This is a genomic window from Pseudomonas sp. C32 (assembly GCF_030417915.1).
Lineage (GTDB): Bacteria > Pseudomonadota > Gammaproteobacteria > Pseudomonadales > Pseudomonadaceae > Aquipseudomonas.
This window is the reverse complement of the sequence record NZ_JAUHUK010000012.1, coordinates 1-21,514: the sequence shown is the minus strand read 5'-3', so window position 1 is coordinate 21,514 and position 21,514 is coordinate 1. Positions and strand designations below refer to the sequence as shown.

19 protein-coding genes are annotated in these 21,514 nt (G+C 57.3%); 17 read left to right on the top strand and 2 right to left on the bottom strand.

The annotated features are described in order from the left end of the window. Nucleotides 1-15: 15 nt before the first annotated feature. Complete coding sequence (locus QYH43_RS15105; protein ID WP_301157301.1) at nucleotides 16-1,350, bottom strand: TRZ/ATZ family hydrolase; 1,335 nt, start codon at nucleotides 1,348-1,350, stop codon at nucleotides 16-18. A 107-nt stretch (nucleotides 1,351-1,457) separates the two neighbouring features. On the opposite strand from QYH43_RS15105, the gene mtnA reads away from it, so the two are divergent. From mtnA to QYH43_RS15020, 17 genes are all read left to right on the top strand, one after another. Then, nucleotides 1,458-2,534, top strand: a complete 1,077-nt coding sequence (mtnA, locus tag QYH43_RS15100) for an S-methyl-5-thioribose-1-phosphate isomerase (RefSeq protein WP_095056666.1) — start codon at nucleotides 1,458-1,460, stop codon at nucleotides 2,532-2,534. Nucleotides 2,535-2,959: 425 nt separating this feature from the next. Beyond that, entirely contained in the window at nucleotides 2,960-5,614 is a 2,655-nt protein-coding gene (gyrA, locus tag QYH43_RS15095) for a DNA gyrase subunit A (RefSeq protein ID WP_095056667.1), read from the top strand. Between the two features lie 221 nt (nucleotides 5,615-5,835). Next, nucleotides 5,836-6,921, top strand: a complete 1,086-nt coding sequence (serC, locus tag QYH43_RS15090; protein WP_095056668.1) for a 3-phosphoserine/phosphohydroxythreonine transaminase — start codon at nucleotides 5,836-5,838, stop codon at nucleotides 6,919-6,921. Beyond that, nucleotides 6,921-8,015 (top strand): prephenate dehydratase, encoded by a 1,095-nt coding sequence (gene pheA / locus QYH43_RS15085; protein ID WP_027620100.1) that lies wholly within the window; start codon nucleotides 6,921-6,923, stop codon nucleotides 8,013-8,015. The genes serC and pheA overlap by 1 nt, the downstream gene beginning before the upstream one ends. Nucleotides 8,016-8,027: 12 nt before the next feature. Beyond that, entirely contained in the window at nucleotides 8,028-9,140 is a 1,113-nt protein-coding gene (gene hisC / locus QYH43_RS15080) for a histidinol-phosphate transaminase (RefSeq protein ID WP_301157300.1), read from the top strand. A 28-nt stretch (nucleotides 9,141-9,168) separates the two neighbouring features. After that, nucleotides 9,169-11,376: a bifunctional prephenate dehydrogenase/3-phosphoshikimate 1-carboxyvinyltransferase gene (locus QYH43_RS15075; RefSeq protein ID WP_301157381.1), complete on the top strand. Its 2,208-nt coding sequence runs from the start codon at nucleotides 9,169-9,171 to the stop codon at nucleotides 11,374-11,376. Beyond that, a complete protein-coding gene (gene cmk / locus QYH43_RS15070; protein WP_095056671.1) occupies nucleotides 11,373-12,062 on the top strand; it encodes a (d)CMP kinase in 690 nt (229 codons plus the stop codon). The genes QYH43_RS15075 and cmk overlap by 4 nt, the downstream gene beginning before the upstream one ends. A gap of 120 nt (nucleotides 12,063-12,182) precedes the next feature. Further along, on the top strand, nucleotides 12,183-13,880 hold the full coding sequence (gene rpsA, locus QYH43_RS15065; protein ID WP_095056672.1) for a 30S ribosomal protein S1: 1,698 nt from the start codon (nucleotides 12,183-12,185) through the stop codon (nucleotides 13,878-13,880). A gap of 206 nt (nucleotides 13,881-14,086) precedes the next feature. Continuing rightward, nucleotides 14,087-14,365 carry a hypothetical protein gene (locus QYH43_RS15060; protein ID WP_301157299.1) on the top strand — a complete coding sequence of 93 codons (279 nt, stop codon included), beginning with the start codon at nucleotides 14,087-14,089 and terminating at the stop codon, nucleotides 14,363-14,365. A 151-nt stretch (nucleotides 14,366-14,516) separates the two neighbouring features. Beyond that, complete coding sequence (ihfB, locus tag QYH43_RS15055) at nucleotides 14,517-14,813, top strand: integration host factor subunit beta (RefSeq protein WP_003369729.1); 297 nt, start codon at nucleotides 14,517-14,519, stop codon at nucleotides 14,811-14,813. A gap of 27 nt (nucleotides 14,814-14,840) precedes the next feature. Then, a complete protein-coding gene (locus tag QYH43_RS15050; RefSeq protein WP_301157298.1) occupies nucleotides 14,841-15,080 on the top strand; it encodes a lipopolysaccharide assembly protein LapA domain-containing protein in 240 nt (79 codons plus the stop codon). Between the two features lie 215 nt (nucleotides 15,081-15,295). After that, entirely contained in the window at nucleotides 15,296-16,372 is a 1,077-nt protein-coding gene (gene rfbB / locus QYH43_RS15045) for a dTDP-glucose 4,6-dehydratase (protein WP_301157297.1), read from the top strand. Beyond that, nucleotides 16,369-17,262, top strand: a complete 894-nt coding sequence (gene rfbD / locus QYH43_RS15040; RefSeq protein WP_301157380.1) for a dTDP-4-dehydrorhamnose reductase — start codon at nucleotides 16,369-16,371, stop codon at nucleotides 17,260-17,262. The genes rfbB and rfbD overlap by 4 nt, the downstream gene beginning before the upstream one ends. Next, nucleotides 17,259-18,149: a glucose-1-phosphate thymidylyltransferase RfbA gene (rfbA, locus tag QYH43_RS15035; protein ID WP_301157296.1), complete on the top strand. Its 891-nt coding sequence runs from the start codon at nucleotides 17,259-17,261 to the stop codon at nucleotides 18,147-18,149. Before rfbD ends, rfbA begins: the two co-directional genes overlap by 4 nt. 56 nt (nucleotides 18,150-18,205) lie before the next feature. Continuing rightward, nucleotides 18,206-19,129, top strand: coding sequence for a glycosyltransferase (locus QYH43_RS15030; protein WP_301157295.1), 924 nt, complete (start codon nucleotides 18,206-18,208; stop codon nucleotides 19,127-19,129). Beyond that, on the top strand, nucleotides 19,126-20,088 hold the full coding sequence (locus QYH43_RS15025; RefSeq protein ID WP_301157294.1) for an SDR family oxidoreductase: 963 nt from the start codon (nucleotides 19,126-19,128) through the stop codon (nucleotides 20,086-20,088). Before QYH43_RS15030 ends, QYH43_RS15025 begins: the two co-directional genes overlap by 4 nt. Next, entirely contained in the window at nucleotides 20,085-21,101 is a 1,017-nt protein-coding gene (locus QYH43_RS15020) for a glycosyltransferase family 4 protein (RefSeq protein WP_301157293.1), read from the top strand. The genes QYH43_RS15025 and QYH43_RS15020 overlap by 4 nt, the downstream gene beginning before the upstream one ends. Before the next feature lie 112 nt (nucleotides 21,102-21,213). On the opposite strand, the gene QYH43_RS15015 is transcribed toward QYH43_RS15020, so the two are convergent. After that, nucleotides 21,214-21,514 (bottom strand): integrase core domain-containing protein (locus QYH43_RS15015; protein WP_301157292.1); only part of this gene is annotated, 301 nt, incomplete at its 5' end.

Genomic DNA, 21,514 nt, shown 5'->3' with positions numbered 1-21,514 from the left:
GTTGGTCCGGGGGGCTTACGATTCGGTACGGCCGCTGATGCGCTGGCCCCAGGCCTTGGCGGTGGCGCTGAGTTGCTGTTCATCCATGCGCGTCAGGCGACGGTCATCGAGCAATTGTTTGCCGGCGACCCAAAGGTGTTTCACACAGTCCCGGCCGGTGGCGTAAATAAGCTGCGATACCGGGTCGTACACCGGTTGCTGGGCCAGGCCGGAAAGATCGAACGCCACGATGTCCGCAGCCTTGCCGATTTCCAGCGAGCCGACGTCGGCCTCGATCCCCAGCGCCCGGGCGCCGTTGAGGGTGGCCATGCGCAGGGCGCGGTGGGCGTCCAGTGCCGTGGCGGAACCGGCGACGGCCTTGGCCAGCAGGGCAGCGGTGCGGGTTTCCCCCAGCAGGTCGAGGTCATTGTTGCTGGCCGCACCATCAGTGCCGACCGCGACATTGACCCCGGCCTGCCACAAACGCTCGACCGGACAGAAACCGCTGGCCAGCTTCAGGTTCGACTCCGGGCAATGAATCACATGGGTGTTGCTTTCTACCAGCAGCGCAAGGTCTTCTTCGCTGACCTGGGTCATATGAACCGCCTGGAAACGCGGCCCCAGCAGGCCAAGGCGCGCAAGACGGGCCAACGGACGTTCGCCGCGCTGTTCGACCGACTGCTGCACTTCGAATGCGGTTTCGTGCACGTGCATATGGATCGACGCGTCTAGCTCTTCGGCGATCACACGGATTTTTTCCAGGTTCTCATCGCCCACGGTGTAAGGCGCGTGGGGGCCGAAGGTGATCTTGATGCGTTCGTGATGCTTGAGATCGCCGAACAACTCGACGCCCTGACGAATGGCTTCGTCCGCGCTGCTGGCGCCCGGGATCGGGAAGTCGAGGATCGGAATGGCGATCTGTGCACGGATGCCGGCGTTGTGCACGCGTTCGCTGGCGATCTTCGGGAAAAAATACATGTCGGAAAAGCAGGTGATACCGCCCTTGAGCTGCTCGGCGATGGCCAGGTCCGTGCCATCGCGCACGAAATCCTCGTCGACCCATTTGGCTTCAGCGGGCCAGATATGGTTTTCCAGCCAGGTCATCAGCGGCAGGTCATCGGCCAGCCCGCGGAACAGGCTCATCGCCGCGTGACCATGGGCGTTGATCAGGCCGGGGCTGAGCAGCACGTCAGGCAATTCGCGAATTTCGGTTGCGTTAAGCTTCAGGGCAGCGGAACGTGGGCCGATAAACACGATGCGTCCATCACGGATGCCCACGCCATGTTCTTTGAGGACAACACCAGCGGGTTCGACGGGTATCAGCCAGGTCGGCAGTAATAACAGGTCGAGCGCAGCGGCAGTGTTCGGCATCGAAGGTTGGTTCCAGTGCTTTTGTAAAGGATGGCGAAGTATACCCGAGCGTCTTCGCGGGGGGCTCGCTATAATCGGCGGCTTTGTTACTGAGTACGGGGTGTGGGATGCGCGATCGACTGTTGGCTGCGGAAAAGGTTAAGGCCATCGATTGGCGTGATGGTGCCCTGTATCTGCTGGATCAGCGTATTTTGCCGTTCGAGGAAACTTGGATTGCCTACACCAGCGCAGCCGGCGTGGCAGAAGCCATTCGCTCGATGGTGGTGCGTGGCGCCCCGGCCATTGGTATCAGTGCGGCTTACGGCATTGTGCTGGCAGCCCGTGAGCGAATTGCCGAGGGTGGCGACTGGTACGCGGCGCTGGAAGAGGATTTCGCGCTGCTGGCCGATTCCCGTCCGACAGCAGTCAATCTGTTTTGGGCGCTGGGCCGCATGCACGACCGACTTGATCGTCTGAAAGAAAATGCCGATCCGCTGACGGCGCTGGAGGCCGAGGCTATCGCCATTCACGAAAGTGATCGCGAAGCCAACCTGACCATGGCGCAGTTGGGTGTCGACCTGATCCGCAAGCACCAGGGCAATGCCCAGACCATTCTGACCCACTGCAATACCGGCGCACTGGCCACCGGCGGCTTCGGTACGGCGCTGGGGGTGATCCGCGGTGCGTTCATCGAGGGCATGATCGAGCGCGTGTACGCCGACGAAACCCGTCCATGGCTGCAGGGTTCGCGGTTGACTGCGTGGGAACTGGCCAACGAGGGCATTCCCGTGACCCTCAATGCCGACTCCGCTGCCGCCCATATCATGAAGACCAAGGGCATTACCTGGGTGATCGTCGGCGCTGACCGGATCACCGCCAATGGCGACGTGGCGAACAAAATCGGCACCTATCAATTGGCAGTCAACGCCATGCACCACGGCGTGCGCTTCATGGTTGTCGCGCCGAGCTCGACCATCGACATGCACCTGGCCAGTGGCGACGACATTCCGATTGAAGAGCGTGATGGTCGTGAACTGCTGGACGTTGGCGGCAAGCGGGTGGGGGCGGATGTCGATGCGTTCAATCCCGTGTTTGACGTGACCCCGGCGGACCTGATTGATGCGATCGTCACCGAAAAAGGCATCGTCGAGCGCCCGGACACTGCGAAAATGGCGCAGTTGATGTGCCGTAAGCGTCTGCATTAAAGGGGTGTTGTGCCTGAAAGGTCGCCATCGCTGGCAAGCCAGCTCCTACAGGGTTAGTGGTGGGCGCAAAACCTGTAGGAGCTGGCTTGCCAGCGATGGGGCCTTAAAAGTCAATAAACATCCGCAAGCCAAGCCTCATATCTGCATTCAAAGAAGCTCTAAGCTTCTCTCGTCCCCTTCAAGCCTGTCACCGGTCAACTAACTACTCTCCATGCGCGTCAGGGGGATAGGTGCGTGGCGGCTCTTGTGATAACATCCGGCGGTTTCCAGGGTTGCCCGAAGTGGCAACCTGTACTGCGCAGATCCATGGCATAACTCGTTGATTTGTCGTAAGTCGGTGCATGGCACTCAGCCTGCAGCGACGAGCTTCGTTGGTCCCATATGGATATGACGAAGTTTCACCAGAAAAAGGAATCAGGCTTCTCATGGGCGAACTGGCCAAAGAAATCCTCCCGGTCAATATCGAAGACGAGCTGAAGCAGTCCTACCTCGACTACGCGATGAGCGTAATTGTCGGGCGGGCACTGCCGGATGCGCGCGATGGCTTGAAGCCCGTGCACCGGCGTGTGCTGTTCGCGATGAGCGAGCTGGGCAACGACTTCAACAAGCCGTACAAGAAATCTGCCCGTGTTGTCGGTGACGTGATCGGTAAGTATCACCCGCACGGTGATACCGCGGTGTACGACACCATCGTTCGGATGGCGCAGCCATTCTCCTTGCGCTACCTGCTGGTAGACGGTCAGGGCAACTTCGGTTCCGTGGACGGCGACAACGCCGCGGCCATGCGATACACCGAAGTGCGCATGACCAAGCTGGCGCACGAGCTGCTGGCTGACCTGCATAAAGAAACCGTGGACTGGGTGCCGAACTACGACGGCACCGAAATGATCCCGGCGGTCATGCCGACCCGTATTCCCAACCTGTTGGTCAACGGCTCCAGCGGTATCGCCGTGGGCATGGCGACCAACATTCCGCCGCACAACCTCGGTGAAGTCATCGACGGTTGCCTGGCGCTCATCGACAATCCCGAGCTGACTGTCGACGAGCTGATGCAATACATCCCGGGTCCGGACTTCCCGACCGCGGCGATCATCAACGGTCGTGCCGGCATCATCGAAGCCTACCGCACCGGTCGTGGCCGCATTTACATGCGCGCCCGCTCGATGATCGAAGACATCGACAAGGTCGGTGGCCGCCAGCAGATCGTCATCACCGAACTCCCATACCAGCTGAACAAGGCGCGTCTGATCGAGAAGATCGCCGAGCTGGTTAAAGAGAAGAAACTGGAAGGCATCACCGAACTGCGCGACGAGTCCGACAAGGACGGTATGCGCGTCGTGATCGAGCTGCGTCGCGGCGAAGTGCCTGAGGTCATCCTCAACAACCTCTATGCCCAGACCCAGCTGCAAGCAGTATTCGGTATCAACATCGTTGCGCTGATCGATGGCCGTCCGCGGATCCTGAACCTCAAGGACCTGCTGGAAGCGTTCGTTCGCCACCGTCGCGAAGTCGTTACCCGCCGTACGGTGTTCGAGCTGCGTAAAGCCCGCGAGCGTGGGCACATTCTTGAAGGTCAAGCGGTTGCCCTGTCGAACATCGACCCGGTCATCGCCCTGATCAAGGCCTCGCCAACCCCGTCGGAAGCCAAGGAAGCGCTGATCAGCACGGCCTGGGAATCCTCCGCCGTAGTGGCGATGGTCGAGCGTGCCGGTGCCGATTCTTGCCGTCCGGAGACCCTGGACCCGCAATACGGTCTGCGCGAGGGCAAGTACTTCCTGTCCCCGGAACAGGCACAAGCCATTCTGGAACTGCGTCTGCACCGTCTGACCGGTCTGGAACACGAAAAGCTGCTGGCCGAGTATCAAGAGATCCTCAACCAGATCGGCGAACTGATCCGCATCCTCAGCAGCGCCACGCGCCTGATGGAAGTGATCCGCGAAGAGCTGGAAGTGATCCGCGCCGAGTACGGCGACGTGCGTCGCACCGAGATTCTCGATGCGCGTCTGGACCTGACCCTGGGTGACATGATCCCGGAAGAAGAGCGCGTCGTGACCATTTCCCACGGTGGCTACGCCAAGACCCAGCCATTGGCTGCGTACCAGGCTCAGCGTCGTGGCGGTAAAGGCAAATCGGCTACCGGTGTGAAGGATGAGGACTACATTGCTCACCTGCTGGTCGCCAACAGCCACACCACGCTGCTGCTGTTCTCCAGCAAAGGCAAAGTGTACTGGCTGAAAACCTACGAAATTCCGGAAGCGTCCCGCGCTGCCCGTGGTCGTCCGCTGGTCAACCTGCTGCCGCTGGACAGTGATGAATACATCACCACCATGCTGCCGGTCGAGGAATACACCGAAGGTCACTTCATCTTCATGGCCACTGCCAAAGGCACTGTGAAGAAGACCCCGCTGGAATCCTTCAGCCGTCAACGCAGCGTCGGTCTGATCGCGCTGGAACTGGACGAAGGCGACGTACTGATCTCTGCCGCCATTACCGATGGCGAGCGCGAAGTCATGCTGTTCTCCGATGGCGGCAAGGTTACTCGTTTCAAGGAAACTGACGTTCGCGCCATGGGCCGTACCGCTCGCGGTGTCCGCGGCATGCGTCTGCCAGAAGGCCAGAAGCTGATTTCCATGCTGATCCCGGAAGAAGGCAGCCAGATCCTCACCGCTTCGGCGCGTGGCTTCGGCAAGCGCACCGCGATCACCGAGTTCCCTGAGTACAAACGTGGCGGTCAAGGCGTTATCGCCATGGTCAGCAACGACCGTAACGGCCGTCTGGTCGGCGCGGTCCAGGTGCTTGATGGCGAAGAAATCATGCTGATTTCCGACCAGGGCACGCTGGTACGTACCCGTGTCGACGAAGTGTCCAGCCTGGGTCGTAACACCCAGGGCGTGACCCTGATCAAACTGGCCAGCGACGAAACGCTGGTCGGGCTGGAACGGGTTCAGGAACCGTCGGAAGTCGAAGGCGAAGAGCTGGAAGGCGAAGAGGGTGCCGTGTTCGAGGGTGAAGTTGTGATCGACGACGCTGTCGAAGACCAACAGCTCGACGCCGCCGCTGACGAAGAACCACAAGAGTAAGCGGGTAAACAGGGGGCGGATGAAAATTCGCCCCCTTCTTGTTTCTCCCGTTTGAATGTAGGACCTGTAGGAGCTGTCGAGTGAAACGAGGCTGCGATCTTTTGATCTTGCTTCATGGGGATCGGGAAAGATCGCAGCCTCGTTTCACTCGACAGCTCCTACAGGGTTTCAGTGTTTACAGATTTATTGCGTGATACCACCAAATCAGAGCGAGATTGGATGTGAGCAAGAGAGCCTATAACTTCTGTGCCGGTCCTGCGGCGCTTCCCGAAGCTGTCCTGAAGCGCGCCCAGGGTGAACTCCTTGACTGGCACGGCAAGGGCCTGTCGGTCATGGAAATGAGCCATCGCAGTGATGAGTTCGTGTCCATCGCCACCAAGGCCGAGCAGGATCTGCGTGATCTGCTGAATATCCCCTCGAACTATAAAGTGCTGTTCCTGCAAGGTGGCGCCAGCCAGCAGTTCGCTCAGATCCCTCTGAACCTGCTGCCGGAAAACGGCTCTGCCGACTATATCGACACCGGTATCTGGTCGCAGAAAGCGATCGAAGAAGCTTCGCGCTTCGGCAATGTCAATGTGGCTGCCACCGCCAAGCCTTACGACTATTTCGCCATTCCCGGCCAGAACGAATGGAAGCTGTCGAAAGACGCGGCCTACGTTCATTACGCGCCGAACGAAACCATCGGCGGCCTGGAATTCCAGTGGATCCCGGAAACCGGCGACGTTCCGCTGGTAGCCGACATGTCTTCGGACATCCTGTCGCGCCCGGTGGATGTTTCGCGTTTCGGCATGATCTACGCCGGCGCCCAGAAAAACATCGGCCCGAGCGGCATCGTGGTCAACATCGTTCGCGAAGACCTGCTGGGTCACGCGCGCTCCATCTGCCCGACCATGCTCAACTACAAGGTCGCGGCCGATAACGGCTCGATGTACAACACGCCGCCGACCCTGGCCTGGTACTTGTCCGGTCTGGTGTTCGAATGGCTGAAGGAGCAGGGTGGTGTCGAAGCCATCGGCAAGCTCAATGAAGTGAAAAAGCGCACGCTTTACGACTTCATCGACGCCAGCGGCCTCTACAGCAACCCGATCAACGAGCCGGACCGCTCGTGGATGAACGTGCCGTTCCGCCTCGCGGACGACCGTCTGGACAAGCCGTTCCTGGCCGGTGCCGACGAACGTGGCCTGCTGAACCTCAAGGGTCACCGCTCCGTGGGTGGCATGCGCGCTTCCATCTATAACGCCGTCGACATTGTTGCGGTCAACGCACTGGTTTCGTACATGGCAGAGTTCGAGAAGGAACATGGCTAATGTCTGAGCAAGAACTCAAGGCACTGCGCGTTCGCATTGATGCTCTGGACACCAAAGTCCTGGAGCTGATCAGTGAGCGCGCACGCTGCGCCCAGGAAGTTGCGCGGGTAAAGATGGCCTCGCTGGCCGAAGGCGAAGTGCCGGTGTTCTATCGTCCTGAGCGTGAAGCTCAGGTGCTCAAACGAGTCATGGAGCGCAATCAGGGGCCGTTGGGCAACGAAGAGATGGCGCGGCTGTTCCGCGAAATCATGTCTTCGTGCCTGGCGCTCGAGCAGCCGCTGAAAGTGGCGTACCTCGGTCCTGAAGGCACCTTTACCCAAGCGGCGGCCATGAAGCATTTCGGCCACGCCGTGATCAGCAAGCCGATGGCGGCGATCGACGAAGTGTTCCGCGAAGTGGCGGCAGGTGCGGTGAATTTTGGCGTGGTCCCGGTGGAAAACTCCACCGAAGGCGCGGTCAACCACACCCTCGACAGCTTCCTCGAACATGACATGGTGATCTGCGGCGAAGTCGAGTTGCGCATCCACCATCACCTGTTGGTGGGCGAAAACACCAAGACCGACAGCATCAGCCGCATCTATTCCCACGCCCAGTCCCTGGCCCAGTGCCGCAAATGGCTGGACGCCCATTACCCGAATGTCGAGCGCGTGGCGGTGTCCAGCAACGCCGAAGCGGCCAAGCGGGTCAAGGGAGAGTGGAACTCGGCGGCGATTGCCGGCGACATGGCGGCGGGCCTGTACGGTCTGACCCGATTGGCCGAGAAGATCGAGGATCGCCCGGACAACTCCACGCGCTTCCTGATGATCGGTAATCAGGAAGTGCCACCGACCGGCGACGACAAAACGTCCATCATCGTTTCGATGAGCAACAAGCCGGGCGCGTTGCACGAGTTGCTGGTGCCATTCCACGATAACGGTATCGATCTGACGCGGATCGAGACTCGTCCTTCGCGCAGCGGTAAATGGACCTACGTGTTCTTCATCGACTTCGTCGGCCACCACCGCGACCCGCTGGTCAAAGGTGTGCTGGAAAAGATCAGTCAGGAAGCAGTGGCACTCAAAGTGCTGGGTTCCTACCCGAAAGCAGTTCTCTAAGGGGCGGTAGCAATGAGTGGCAATTTCCTCGCTCTGGCACAGCCGGGCGTGCAACAACTTTCGCCTTACGTTCCGGGCAAACCCGTGGACGAACTGGCGCGTGAGCTGGATCTCGATCCGGCCAGCATCGTCAAACTGGCGAGCAACGAAAACCCGTTGGGTGCCAGCCCCAAGGCATTGGCAGCCATTCGCGAAGAGCTGGCCGAGCTGACCCGCTATCCGGACGGCAATGGTTTTGCGCTCAAGACCTTGTTGGCTGAACAGTGCCGCGTCGAGCTGAACCAGGTGACCTTGGGTAACGGTTCCAATGACATTCTCGAGCTGGTCGCGCGTGCCTACCTGGCACCGGGCCTGAATGCCGTGTTCAGTGAACACGCATTCGCGGTTTATCCGATCGCGACTCAGGCTGTCGGCGCTCAAGCCAAAGTGATTCCGGCCAAGGAGTGGGGGCATGACTTGCCTGCCATGTTGGCGGCGATCGATGCCGATACCCGCGTAGTCTTCATTGCCAACCCGAACAACCCGACCGGGACCTGGTTTGGCGCTGAAGCGCTGGACGAATTCCTGCAGGATGTCCCGGAACATGTGCTGGTGGTGCTGGATGAGGCCTACATCGAGTACGCCGAAGGCAGCGACCTGCCGGACGGTCTCGACTTCCTGGCGGCCTATCCAAACCTACTGGTTTCGCGCACGTTCTCCAAGGCTTACGGCCTGGCCGCACTTCGAGTGGGTTACGGCTTGTCCACCGCTGTGGTCGCCGATGTATTGAACCGCGTGCGTCAGCCATTCAACGTCAACAGCCTGGCCCAGGCCGCTGCTTGTGCGGCGTTGAAGGACGATCAGTACCTGGCGGAAAGCCGTCGCCTCAACGAATCCGGCATGCAGCAACTGGAAGCGGGTTTTCGCGAGCTGGGGTTGGGCTGGATTCCGTCCAAGGGCAACTTCATTTGTGTGGATCTGGCGCGTGAAGCGGCTCCGGTCTTCCAGGGCTTGCTGCGCGAAGGCGTGATCGTGCGTCCGGTAGCCAACTACGGCATGCCGAACCATTTGCGCGTCACCATTGGTTTGCCGGCGGAAAACAGCCGCTTCCTTGGCGCGCTGACCAAGGTTCTGGCTCGTGGTTGATGTCACTGCACCGCAATCTGCTGAACCTATGATCGGGCGCCTGGTGGTGGTCGGTCTGGGGTTGATCGGCGGTTCGTTTGCCAAGGGTCTGCGTGAAAGTGGTCTGTGCCGCGAAGTGGTGGGGGTCGATCTCGATCCGCAGTCGCGCCTGTTGGCTGTTGAGCTGGGTGTGGTGGATCGCTGCGAAGAAGATCTGGCTGTTGCTTGCCAGGGCGCTGATGTCATTCAGTTGGCGGTGCCGATTCTGGCCATGGAAAAAATGCTTGGCCGGTTGGCTGGCATGGATCTGGGTAAGGCGGTTTTGACCGACGTCGGCAGCGCCAAGGGTAACGTTGTGCGCGCAGCGACTGAGGCATTTGGCGGCATGCCGGCGAACTTCGTGCCCGGGCATCCGATTGCCGGTTCCGAGCAGAGCGGGGTGGAAGCCTCCAATGCTGAATTGTTCCGTCGCCATAAAGTCATTCTGACGCCACTGGATCAAACCGATCCGGCAGCGTTGGCGGTGGTCGACCGCTTGTGGCGCGAGCTGGGTGCCGATGTCGAACACATGCAGGTCGAACGTCACGACGAAGTCCTCGCGGCGACCAGTCATCTGCCGCACTTGCTGGCATTCGGTTTGGTCGATTCACTGGCCAAGCGCAATGAAAATCTTGAGATCTTCCGTTACGCTGCGGGCGGTTTCCGCGATTTCACAAGAATCGCCGGAAGCGACCCGGTCATGTGGCACGACATCTTCCTCGCCAACCGCGAAGCTGTCCTGCGCACACTCGATACATTTCGCAGCGACCTCGACGCCTTGCGCGACGCGGTCGATGCAGGGGATGGGCACCAATTGTTGGGCGTTTTCACTCGCGCCCGGGTTGCCCGCGAGCATTTCAGTAAAATCCTGGCCCGCAGGGCCTATGTGGACGCTATGAATTCCAACGATCTGATTTTCCTGGCTCAACCTGGTGGCCGCCTGTCCGGTCGGATTCGCGTACCAGGTGACAAATCGATTTCCCACCGTTCGATCATGCTTGGCTCCCTGGCTGAAGGCGTCACCGAAGTCGAAGGTTTCCTCGAGGGCGAAGACGCCCTGGCGACCTTGCAGGCGTTCCGTGACATGGGCGTCGTGATCGAAGGTCCGCACCACGGTCGCGTGACCATTCACGGCGTCGGCCTGCATGGCCTGAAGCCTGCGCCGGGTCCGATCTATCTGGGTAACTCCGGCACATCGATGCGTCTGCTTTCCGGTCTGCTGGCTGCGCAGAACTTCGACAGCGCCCTGACCGGCGACGCCTCGCTGTCCAAGCGCCCGATGAATCGCGTGGCCAATCCGCTGCGTGAAATGGGTGCGGTGATCGAGACCGCCGCTGAAGGTCGTCCACCGATGATCATTCGTGGTGGTCACAAGCTCAAAGGCCTGACCTACACCATGCCGATGGCCAGTGCCCAGGTTAAATCCTGCCTGCTGTTGGCCGGTCTGTATGCCGAAGGCAAAACCACCGTGACCGAGCCTGCGCCGACCCGCGATCACACCGAACGCATGCTGCGTGGCTTCGGTTACCCGGTCAGCGTCGACGGTGCAACCGCGTCGGTCGAATCCGGCAACAAACTGACGGCCACTCATATCGAAGTGCCGGGCGATATCTCTTCGTCGGCTTTCTTCCTGGTGGCTGCATCGATCGCCGAAGGTTCGGAGCTGGTGCTGGAGCACGTCGGCATCAACCCGACCCGCACTGGTGTCATCGACATCCTGCGTCTGATGGGCGCCGACATCACGCTGGAAAACCAGCGTGAAGTGGGTGGCGAACCAGTAGCCGACCTGCGCGTACGGGCAGCTAAACTCAAGGGTATCGAGATTCCCGAAGAGCTGGTGCCCTTGGCGATCGACGAATTCCCGGTGCTGTTCGTGGCGGCAGCCTGCGCCGAAGGGCGTACCGTGTTGACTGGCGCAGAAGAGCTGCGGGTCAAGGAGTCGGACCGTATCCAGGTCATGGCTGATGGCTTGCTGGCGCTGGGCGTCAAGTGCGAGCCAACCCCGGATGGCATCATCATTGACGGTGGCTCGATCGGCGGCGGCGAAGTGCATGGTCACGGCGACCACCGGATTGCGATGGCCTTCAGCGTTGCCTCGCTGCGCGCTACAGCCCCGATCCGCATCCATGATTGCGCCAACGTCGCGACCTCGTTCCCCAACTTCCTCGCGCTGTGCGCGCAGGTCGGCATCCGCGTTGCGCAAGAGGCACAGTCGTGATCAGCATTGCACCGGTCATCACCATCGATGGGCCAAGCGGTTCGGGCAAAGGCACGGTAGCCGGGATTCTGGCCAAGCGTCTGGGCTGGAATCTGCTGGACTCCGGTGCGTTGTACCGACTGCTGGCGTTCGCTGCCCATAACCATGGCGTCGATCTGACCAACGAAGAATTGCTGAAGAAACTTGCCGCTCATCTGGATGTTCAGTTCATTGCCGCGACCGAAGGTCAGTTGCAGCGAATCATTCTGGAAGGCGATGAAGTCAGCGACGTCATCCGCACCGAAAGCGTCGGTTCCGGTGCCTCCCAAGTGGCTGCGCTGCCGGCTGTACGTGAGGCGCTGCTGCAGCGCCAACGTGCTTTTCAGGAAGCGCCGGGCCTGGTGGCGGACGGACGCGACATGGGAACGGTGGTTTTTCCGGACGCACCGCTGAAGATTTTCCTGACCGCCAGTGCCGAGGAGCGGGCACGCCGTCGATATTTGCAGTTGAAGGGCAAAGTCGAGGGTGTTAGTCTGTCGAGTCTGCTAGATGAGATACGTGCACGCGATGAGCGTGACACCCAGCGAGCGGTAGCCCCGCTCAAACCGGCGGCTGACGCCATACAGCTGGATTCCACGGAATTGTCCATCGAACAGGTGCTGGAACGCATCATGAGCGAGATCGCCATTCGCGATATCGCCGGGTGACCAAGAGGGCCGCAGGGGACCAGTCATAGTCCTGCGGTGGCTTCTTTTAAATGAAACTAACCCACACCGTCTGGGGTGTGGAGATGGGCGTTTTCTTCGCCCTCATCAACAGGAATTAAAATGAGCGAAAGCTTTGCGGAACTCTTTGAAGAAAGCCTAAAAACCCTGAACCTTCAGGCAGGCTCCATCATCACCGGTGTTATCGTTGATATCGATTACCAAGCTCGCTGGGTAACCGTTCACGCTGGCCTGAAGTCTGAAGCACTCATCCCGCTTGAGCAGTTCTACAACGACGCTGGCGAACTGAACATCAACGTCGGTGACGAAGTTCACGTTGCTCTGGACTCGGTTGAAGACGGCTTTGGTGAAACCAAGCTGTCCCGTGAAAAAGCCAAACGCGCTGAATGCTGGATTGTTCTGGAAGCAGCCTTCGCAGCCGAAGAAGTGGTCAAGGGCGTTATCAACGGTAAGGTTAAAGGCGGCTTCACTGTCGACGTTAACGGCATCCGTGCGTTCCTGCCAGGTTCTCTGGTTGACGTCCGTCCAGTGCGCGACACCACGCACCTGGAAGGCAAAGAGCTGGAATTCAAGGTCATCAAGCTGGACCAGAAGCGCAACAACGTTGTCGTTTCCCGTCGTAGCGTCCTGGAAGCCGAGAACTCCGCCGAGCGCGAAGCTCTGCTGGAATCCCTGCAGGAAGGCCAACAAGTCAAAGGTATCGTCAAGAACCTCACCGATTACGGCGCATTCGTCGATCTGGGTGGCGTCGATGGCCTGCTGCACATTACCGACATGGCTTGGAAGCGTATCAAGCATCCTTCCGAAATCGTCAACGTTGGCGACGAGATCGATGTCAAGGTTCTGAAGTACGATCGCGAGCGCAATCGTGTTTCCCTGGGCCTGAAGCAACTGGGCGAAGATCCATGGGTTGCTATCAAAGCCCGTTACCCAGAAAGCACTCGCGTTACCGCGCGTGTAACCAACCTGACCGACTACGGCTGCTTCGCTGAGCTGGAAGAAGGCGTTGAAGGTCTGGTACACGTTTCCGAAATGGACTGGACCAACAAGAACATCCACCCTTCGAAAGTCGTACAAGTCGGCGACGAAGTGGAAGTTATGGTTCTGGACATCGACGAAGAGCGTCGTCGTATCTCCCTGGGCATCAAGCAGTGCAAATCTAACCCATGGGAAGATTTCTCTGGCCAGTTCAACAAGGGCGATAAAATCTCCGGCACCATCAAGTCGATCACCGATTTCGGTATCTTCATTGGTCTGGACGGCGGCATCGACGGCCTGGTTCACCTGTCCGACATCTCCTGGAACGAAGTGGGCGAAGAAGCCGTACGCCGTTTCAAGAAGGGCGACGAGCTGGACACCGTTATCCTGTCGGTTGACCCAGAGCGCGAGCGCATCTCCCTGGGTATCAAGCAACTGGAAAGCGATCCGTTCTCCGAGTACGTTCAAGAGAACGACAAAGGCGCCATCGTTAAAGGCATCGTGAAGGAAGTTGACGCTAAAGGCGCCATCATCACTCTGGCCGACGATATCGAAGCGACTCTGAAAGCCTCCGAAATCAGCCGTGACCGCGTTGAAGACGCGCGCAACGTTCTGAAAGAAGGCGAAGAAGTAGAAGCCAAGATCATCAGCGTTGACCGCAAGAGCCGCGTAATCCAGCTCTCGATCAAGTCGAAAGACGTTGAAGACGAGAAAGAAGCTATCCAGAGCCTGCGCGACAAGCCAGCAACTGGTAGCGACGCTCCAGTAGCCACCACTCTGGGTGACCTGCTGCGTGCTGCACAAGCGGAAAAACAGAACTAAGTTCTGACTTTCTGTAAAAAAGGGCGACTTCGGTCGCCCTTTTTTGTGCCTGAAATTTGATGGGTCCGCCGATCGTGGGGGTTGATATGAAACCCTTGTGTTCGCCCATGGTCTTTTTCTTTAGTCGGATCAATCGCTTATTTGCAGCTAGTCTATAGTTTATGTCGCCGCCCCCTTCCGGTCGGCTACCTGAAGTAAGGAGGTGAATGAACAAGCTTGTTGTCGCGATAGCGGTACTGACGTTGGCAGGCTGTGCCACAAATGCCAAAACTCACGCGGTGCGTGGAGTCAGTGGTATCGAAGTCGATTGTTCGGGCTTGGGGTCGGAGTGGGAGCGGTGTGAAAAGCGTGCGGCGAAGGAGTGCAAGGGGGCGGGTTATCAGGTTGTCGCCAGATCAGATGATGTCAAGGAAGAAGAGGTTTTCCCCTTTGGGTTCAATCCTGCGGGTTTTCTGACTCGCACGATGTTGGTGATTTGCAGGTGAGTGTGCGGCCTTGCTCCATCTTGCCGAACCTTCGAGGTGAGCACTTTGGTATCGGTAGAAGGGTGATAAAACTCGGGCTGTTCAAAATGATGCAGGCATGCTAAAACCTTTGAAGCGCTTTTCCTAGCTGCTTGAAAAAGAAGGGAAAAATATGACGAAGTCGGAGTTGATCGAACGAATTGTCACCCATCAAGGGCTGCTCTCATCCAAGGATGTGGAGCTGGCTATCAAGACCATGCTTGAGCAAATGTCCCAATGTCTGGCCACCGGTGATCGCATCGAGATCCGTGGTTTTGGCAGTTTCTCCCTGCACTACCGCGCGCCGCGCGTAGGCCGCAATCCTAAAACCGGTCAGTCCGTCAGCCTCGACGGCAAGTTCGTTCCGCATTTCAAGCCGGGCAAAGAACTGCGTGATCGGGTGAACGAGGACGAGGAGGAGGGGCTTTGACAGTCGTCGCCATTCAAGGAATCGCTGATGCGTAACCTCAAGCGCGTATTGCTCGCGGTATTCGTCCTGCTGCTGATTTTGGCGATCCTGGCGTTCGTTCTCGAGAATCAGCAATCAGTCTCTCTGCTGTTCTTGGGTTGGGCGGGGCCGCAGTTGCCGGTGTCATTGGTCGTGGTTGTTGCACTGCTTATTGGCATGGTGATTGGGCCGGTTCTGGGCTGGTTTCTGGGACGCTCGTCCAAAGCCTCACGCAAGCGCCTTGTCTGAATGCGACAAACCCGTTATGCGCGTCGAATTTGCGTCGCAGCTTATCCATATCCATTAGTAAAACCTTCATTAAGCTGTAAAATGCTGCGCTTGGTCGATAGGGAAATTCCCGACTGACTCTGTCAGATGCCACGGCTTACTTGATGGCTTTTGCATTCATGGATTGGACAGTGCGCGGTTGGCGGCCCTGTCAGCAACTTAAGGGTAGATTTTGCGTGAAAATTCTAGTCACCGGCGGCGCCGGGTTTATCGGCTCGGCAGTCATTCGTCATATCATCTCCAACACTAACGACTCTGTCGTTAACGTCGATAAACTGACTTATGCCGGTAATCTTGAGTCGCTGGCCGAAGTCAGCCAGAACTCGCGTTATGTGTTCGAACGCGTCGACATTTGCGACCGTGATCAAGTGGACCGTGTCCTGCGTGAACATCAACCGGATGCCATCATGCACCTGGCCGCAGAGTCTCACGTTGATCGCTCGATCTCGGGTCCGTCTGAATTCATCCAGACCAACATCATCGGCACCTACACCTTGCTGGAAGCCGCACGCCATTATTGGGCGGCACTGGATGATGCGCGCAAAGCCAACTTCCGCTTCCACCATATTTCCACCGACGAAGTCTACGGAGACCTCGAAGGTCCGGAAGACCTTTTCACCGAAACCACACCGTATCAGCCAAGCTCGCCGTATTCGGCCAGCAAGGCCAGCTCCGATCACCTGGTTCGTGCTTGGGCTCGGACCTACGGCCTGCCGACGCTGGTCACCAACTGTTCGAATAACTACGGTCCGTGCCACTTCCCTGAGAAGTTGATCCCGCTGATCATTCTCAACGCACTGGAAGGCAAGCCGCTGCCGGTCTACGGCAAAGGTAATCAGGTTCGTGACTGGCTCTATGTCGAAGACCACGCCCGCGCACTGTACAAAGTCGTGACCGAAGGCGTGATTGGCGAGACTTACAATATCGGCGGCCATAACGAGAAGCAAAACATCGAAGTGGTGAATACCCTGTGTGCACTGCTCGACGAACTGCGTCCAGATTCCGCTCATCGTCCGCACGCCAGCCTGATCACCTATGTTCAGGATCGCCCGGGCCACGATCAGCGTTACGCAATCGACGCCAGCAAAATCCAGCGTGAGCTGGGTTGGACGCCGGAAGAAACCTTTGAAACCGGCATTCGCAAGACCGTCGAATGGTACCTGAGCAACACCGAGTGGGTAGCTCACGTGAAGAGTGGCAGCTATCAGCAGTGGATCGACCAGAACTATTCGGATCGTTCGAGCAAGGCATGAAAATCCTCCTACTTGGGAAGAACGGCCAAGTCGGCTGGGAGCTGCAACGCTCACTTGCACCATTGGGTGAGCTGCTTGCACTGGATCGCCATACCGTTGATGGATTATGTGGTGATCTGTCCGATCTGGAGGCATTGCGCGCCACGATCCGTCAGGTCAAGCCTGACATCATCGTCAATGCCGCAGCCTATACCGCGGTCGATAAGGCTGAGACCGAGACCGAACTGGCCGACCGTGTTAACGGACTAGCCAGTCAGGTCATGGCTGAGGAGGTCGCTTCTTTAGGCGGTTGGCTGATTCATTACTCGACCGACTACGTTTTCAGCGGTCAAGGTTCGCGGTCATGGCAAGAGATAGATGCCGTCGCGCCAGTGAATCACTACGGTGCCAGCAAGCTGGCCGGTGAACAGTCGATTACAGCGTCTGGTTGCAAGCACCTGATCTTTCGCACCAGTTGGGTTTACGGCGCTCGTGGTAACAACTTTGCCAAAACCATGCTGCGTCTGGCCAAGGATCGCGAGACGCTGAGCGTGATCGCGGACCAGGTCGGTGCGCCGACAGGTGCTGATCTGATCGCTGATGTGACTGCGCTGGCCATACAGCAAGTCATGCAGCGCCCGGAGTTGGCAGGCTTGTATCATCTGGCCGCTGGTGGCGAAGTATCCTGGCACGGTTATGCAAGCCATGTGATCGGTTTTGCTCAGGCCAATGGCGAGCAACTCGCAGTCACGGCAATCAACCCGATCGAAACCACCGCTTACCCGACACCTGCACGCCGTCCCCTGAATTCGCGTTTGAATACTCAGAAGCTGCGTGACAGTTTTTCTCTACACTTGCCGGATTGGCAAAGTGGCGTAACCCGAATGCTTAGGGAAGTTCTGAACAAATGACCACGACAAATCGTAAAGGTATCATCCTAGCTGGCGGCTCGGGCACGCGCCTGCATCCGTTGACCCTTGGTGTTTCCAAGCAGATGCTGCCGATCTACGACAAGCCGATGATTTTTTATCCTTTGTCGGTGCTCATGCTTGCGGGTATGCGAGAGATTCTGATCATCTCCACGCCTGAAGATTTGCCGTCTTTTCGCAAGCTGTTGGGTGACGGCAGCCTGTATGGCATCAAGCTGACTTACGCCGAACAGCCTAGCCCGGACGGTCTGGCTCAAGCGTTCATCATCGGCGAAGAGTTCATCGGTAAAGATCCTTGCTGCCTGATTCTGGGTGACAACATCTTTTATGGTCAGCACTTCTCGGACAACTTGCGTTCAGCAACCAATCAGCAAGCTGGCGCAACAGTGTTCGGCTATCACGTCTCCGATCCTGAGCGTTTTGGCGTGGTTGAATTCGATGCTACCGGTCGTGCTCTTAGCATTGAAGAGAAACCGTTGGAACCCAAGTCTAACTATGCGGTAACCGGTTTGTATTTCTACGACAACGAAGTAGTCGAGATCGCCAAGAGTATCAAGCCTTCCGAGCGCGGCGAGCTGGAAATCACCGATGTGAACCTTGCTTATCTTGAGCGCAAGACCCTCAGTGTCGAAATGCTTGGTCGTGGTTTCGCCTGGCTTGATACCGGTACGCATGATTCGTTGCTTGAAGCCAGTCACTTCGTGCATACCATCGAGCAGCGTCAAGGTTTGAAAGTTGCCTGTCTGGAAGAGATTGCCTACAGCAACGGTTGGATCACTGCCGCGCAGTTGGGCGCTCAAGCTGAAGCCCTGAAGAAGACTGGTTACGGTCAGTACCTGCAAAAGCTGCTGGACTCACCTTCTAACTGATTTGAAGGCGTAATCCTTCCGAGTAGATGTGCTCAACAGATTTAGGCAGGGAAGTCATGCCCGTAAAGTATCCCAAGGTTGCGGTATTGCTAGCAGCCTACAATGGCATGCAGTGGATCGAGGAACAGTTGGCCTCGATCCTTGCTCAGACAGGTGTCAACGTCACACTTTACATCAGTATCGATCCTTCTATCGACGGAACCGAATCTTGGTGTATGGCCTACGCTGCCCTGCATCCTCGCATCATCGTCTTGCCGGCCGCAGGAGTATTCGGCGGAGCCTCCCGCAATTTTTTTCGATTGATCCGCGATGTCGGTTTCGACTCCTACGACTTCGTAGCTTTTTGCGATCAGGATGATGTCTGGAACACGGATAAATTGCAGCGTGCGACCCAAACCCTATCAGCCCGCCAAGTTGATGCCTACTCCAGCAATGTCACCGCTTTTTGGCCTAACGGCAAAACCCGTTTGCTAGATAAGGCGCAGCCTCAAGTTTCGTGGGACTTTCTCTTCGAAGCGGCGGGGCCCGGTTGCACGTACGTAATGAGTAAAAAGCTGGCCACGTCAATAAAGGCCCAGACGCTTATCAACTGGCAGCTACTGCAGGAAGTGAGTCTGCACGACTGGTATTGCTATGCCTTTGCCCGCAGCAATAGTTATCGATGGTATATCGATCCGATACCATCAATGGACTATCGCCAGCACGAACGCAATCAGGTCGGTGCCAATACCGGCTTGAGTCCGCTGATATCCCGTTATAAAACTATTCATGATGGCTGGTGGTTCAATCAGGTTCAGTTGATTGCGCGGCTGGTAGAGCGCGGCGATGACCCCTTTGTCCAAACTTGGCTACCGTTGGGACGTCTTCAACTGATGAGGTTATCGTTCAGCGGCTGGAGGTGTAGGCGACGAGTAAGGGATAAAGTGTTCTTTTTTTGTATTTGCTGGGCCACCGCGCTGATAGGGAAGAAAGCTAAATGAGTGTCCCCAAGGTATTGGTTACTGGGGCAAGCGGGTTCGTGGGGGAAGCGCTGGTGTTCAGGCTTCTGGTGGACAAGAGGTTCAAGGTCATTGCCGCTGTCCGAGGTGCCACGCGATTGCATGGACTCTGTACGGTAGAACCCTTTGACCTGACGCAACCCCTGCTTTTGCCCTCACTCAGTGCTGCGCAAGTCGTCATTCACGCTGCAGCCCGGGTGCATGTCATGAAGGAAGGCGCTGTAGATCCACTGACCGAATTTCGTAAGGTCAACGTGGAAGGTACTCTCCGGCTAGCAAGGCGCGCAGCCGAATCCGGGGTCAAGCGCTTCATCTTCATCAGTTCGATCAAAGTGAACGGCGAAAGTACCCTGTTGGGCAAGCCGTTCAAAGCTGATGATTGTCCGAATCCGCTAGATCCGTACGGCGTGTCTAAGTACGAAGCAGAAGTATCATTAAAGCAACTGGGCGATGAAACCGGTATGGAAGTGGTAATTATCCGCCCACCGCTGGTCTATGGGCCTGGTGTCAAAGCGAACTTCCTGAATATGCTGAGTTGGCTGAACCGAGGTATACCATTACCGTTTGGAGCTATTCGCAATCAACGAAGCCTGGTAGCCATAGCAAACCTGGTAAGCCTTATCGTGACCTGTATTGATCATCCCGCAGCGGCCAATCAGACTTTTCTGGTCAGCGATGGCGAAGACTTATCCACTACTCAACTGTTGCGTCGTTTGTCTGGGGCACTAGGCAAGCCTGCCCGGCTTTTGCCGATACCTGAGTGTCTATTGAAGCTGGCAATGTCGACCTTGGGCAAACAGGCTGTCGCTCAGCGATTATGTGGATCGCTCCAGGTTGATATCAACAAAAATCGTGAGTTACTTGGGTGGACGCCGCCCGTCAATATGGACAATGCCATGCTACAAACCGCTGGCTATTATCAGGGAAAACAAGCGAGATGACTGTTTGGTGGCTGCTAATCGCGGTGATCTTTGTGTCTTGGGGGCTGACGTTTCTATTGCATCGTTATGCCTTGGCCAAGAGTCTTATTGATATTCCCAACGAGCGCAGTTCCCACACGAATCCCACACCGCGTGGGGGAGGGGTGGCCATAGTGACGTCTTTCCTCCTCGCGCTGCCCGTACTCGCTGGGCTGAACATGTTGAACCCGGCAGCTTTTTGTGGACTGCTCGGCTCAGGTTTGTTCGTTGCTGTAATAGGGTTCGCCGATGACCATGGGCATATTGCCGCCAGGTGGCGATTGCTTGGGCACTTCATTGCCGCAGCATGGGCGTTGTATTGGTTGAATGGCTTCCCTCCGATCGATCTCTTTGGTGTTGCCGTTGATATGGGATGGTTCGGTAACTTCCTGGCACTTGTTTATCTGGTTTGGATGCTCAACCTCTACAACTTTATGGACGGAATCGACGGACTGGCCAGTGTTGAAGCGATCAGTGTCTGCCTAGCCATTTGCTTGGTGTATTGGGTTGCGGGCGTCATTGAGCTTGTATGGGGCCCCCTGTTGTTAGCGGCAGCAGTAGTCGGCTTTCTTTTCTGGAATTTCCCCCCCGCACGTATTTTTATGGGAGACGCCGGTAGCGGCTTCTTGGGGCTTGTATTAGGTGCGCTAGCAATACAGGCAGCATGGACAGTGCCACAGTTACTCTGGAGCTGGCTGATTCTACTGGGTGTATTTATCGTCGATGCGACCTGGACCCTCGTAATGCGGCTGATCCGGGGGGATAAAATATACCAGGCTCACCGCAGCCATGCTTATCAGCAGGCCTCAAGATACTTTAAAGGGCATAGAGTCATCACTTTATCCATCGTCGTCATTAATGTCGGCTGGCTGCTGCCTGTGGCAATGTGGGTGGGGGCGGGCGGTTCCTGGATGATCGGCTTAACTGTGGCGTATGCACCATTGTGTTGGTTGGCTTGGAAGTTCGGGGCAGGAAAGGCAGGGTGTGAGGACTGAAATTATTAGTATGTGATCCTTAAGCCTCACGTACTAAGAAGCAGTTTTATGTTTGTCTTGGCATTTCCGACGAGAAGTTTATGACTGCGGCGCATTGGCGATACTGTAGTGGTCAACTAATTCCGGACACGACGTTAAGTTTTTCCTCGGCCCGCGCTGGTGCCAACCCATCGTTGAATTGATGAGGCTGAATCCAGTTGTAGCGATGCATCAAAAAATGGCTTATATCTCTCTGTGCTTCCTGCGCTGTTCGATAGCCCACGGTCGGTATCCATTCTGTTTTCAAGCTGCGAAATACGCGCTCCATCGGTGCGTTATCCCAGCAGTTTCCTCGTCGACTCATGCTCTGGCGCATGCGGTATCGCCACAACCGCTGGCGAAAGAGTCGGCTTGCATATTGCGATCCCTGGTCC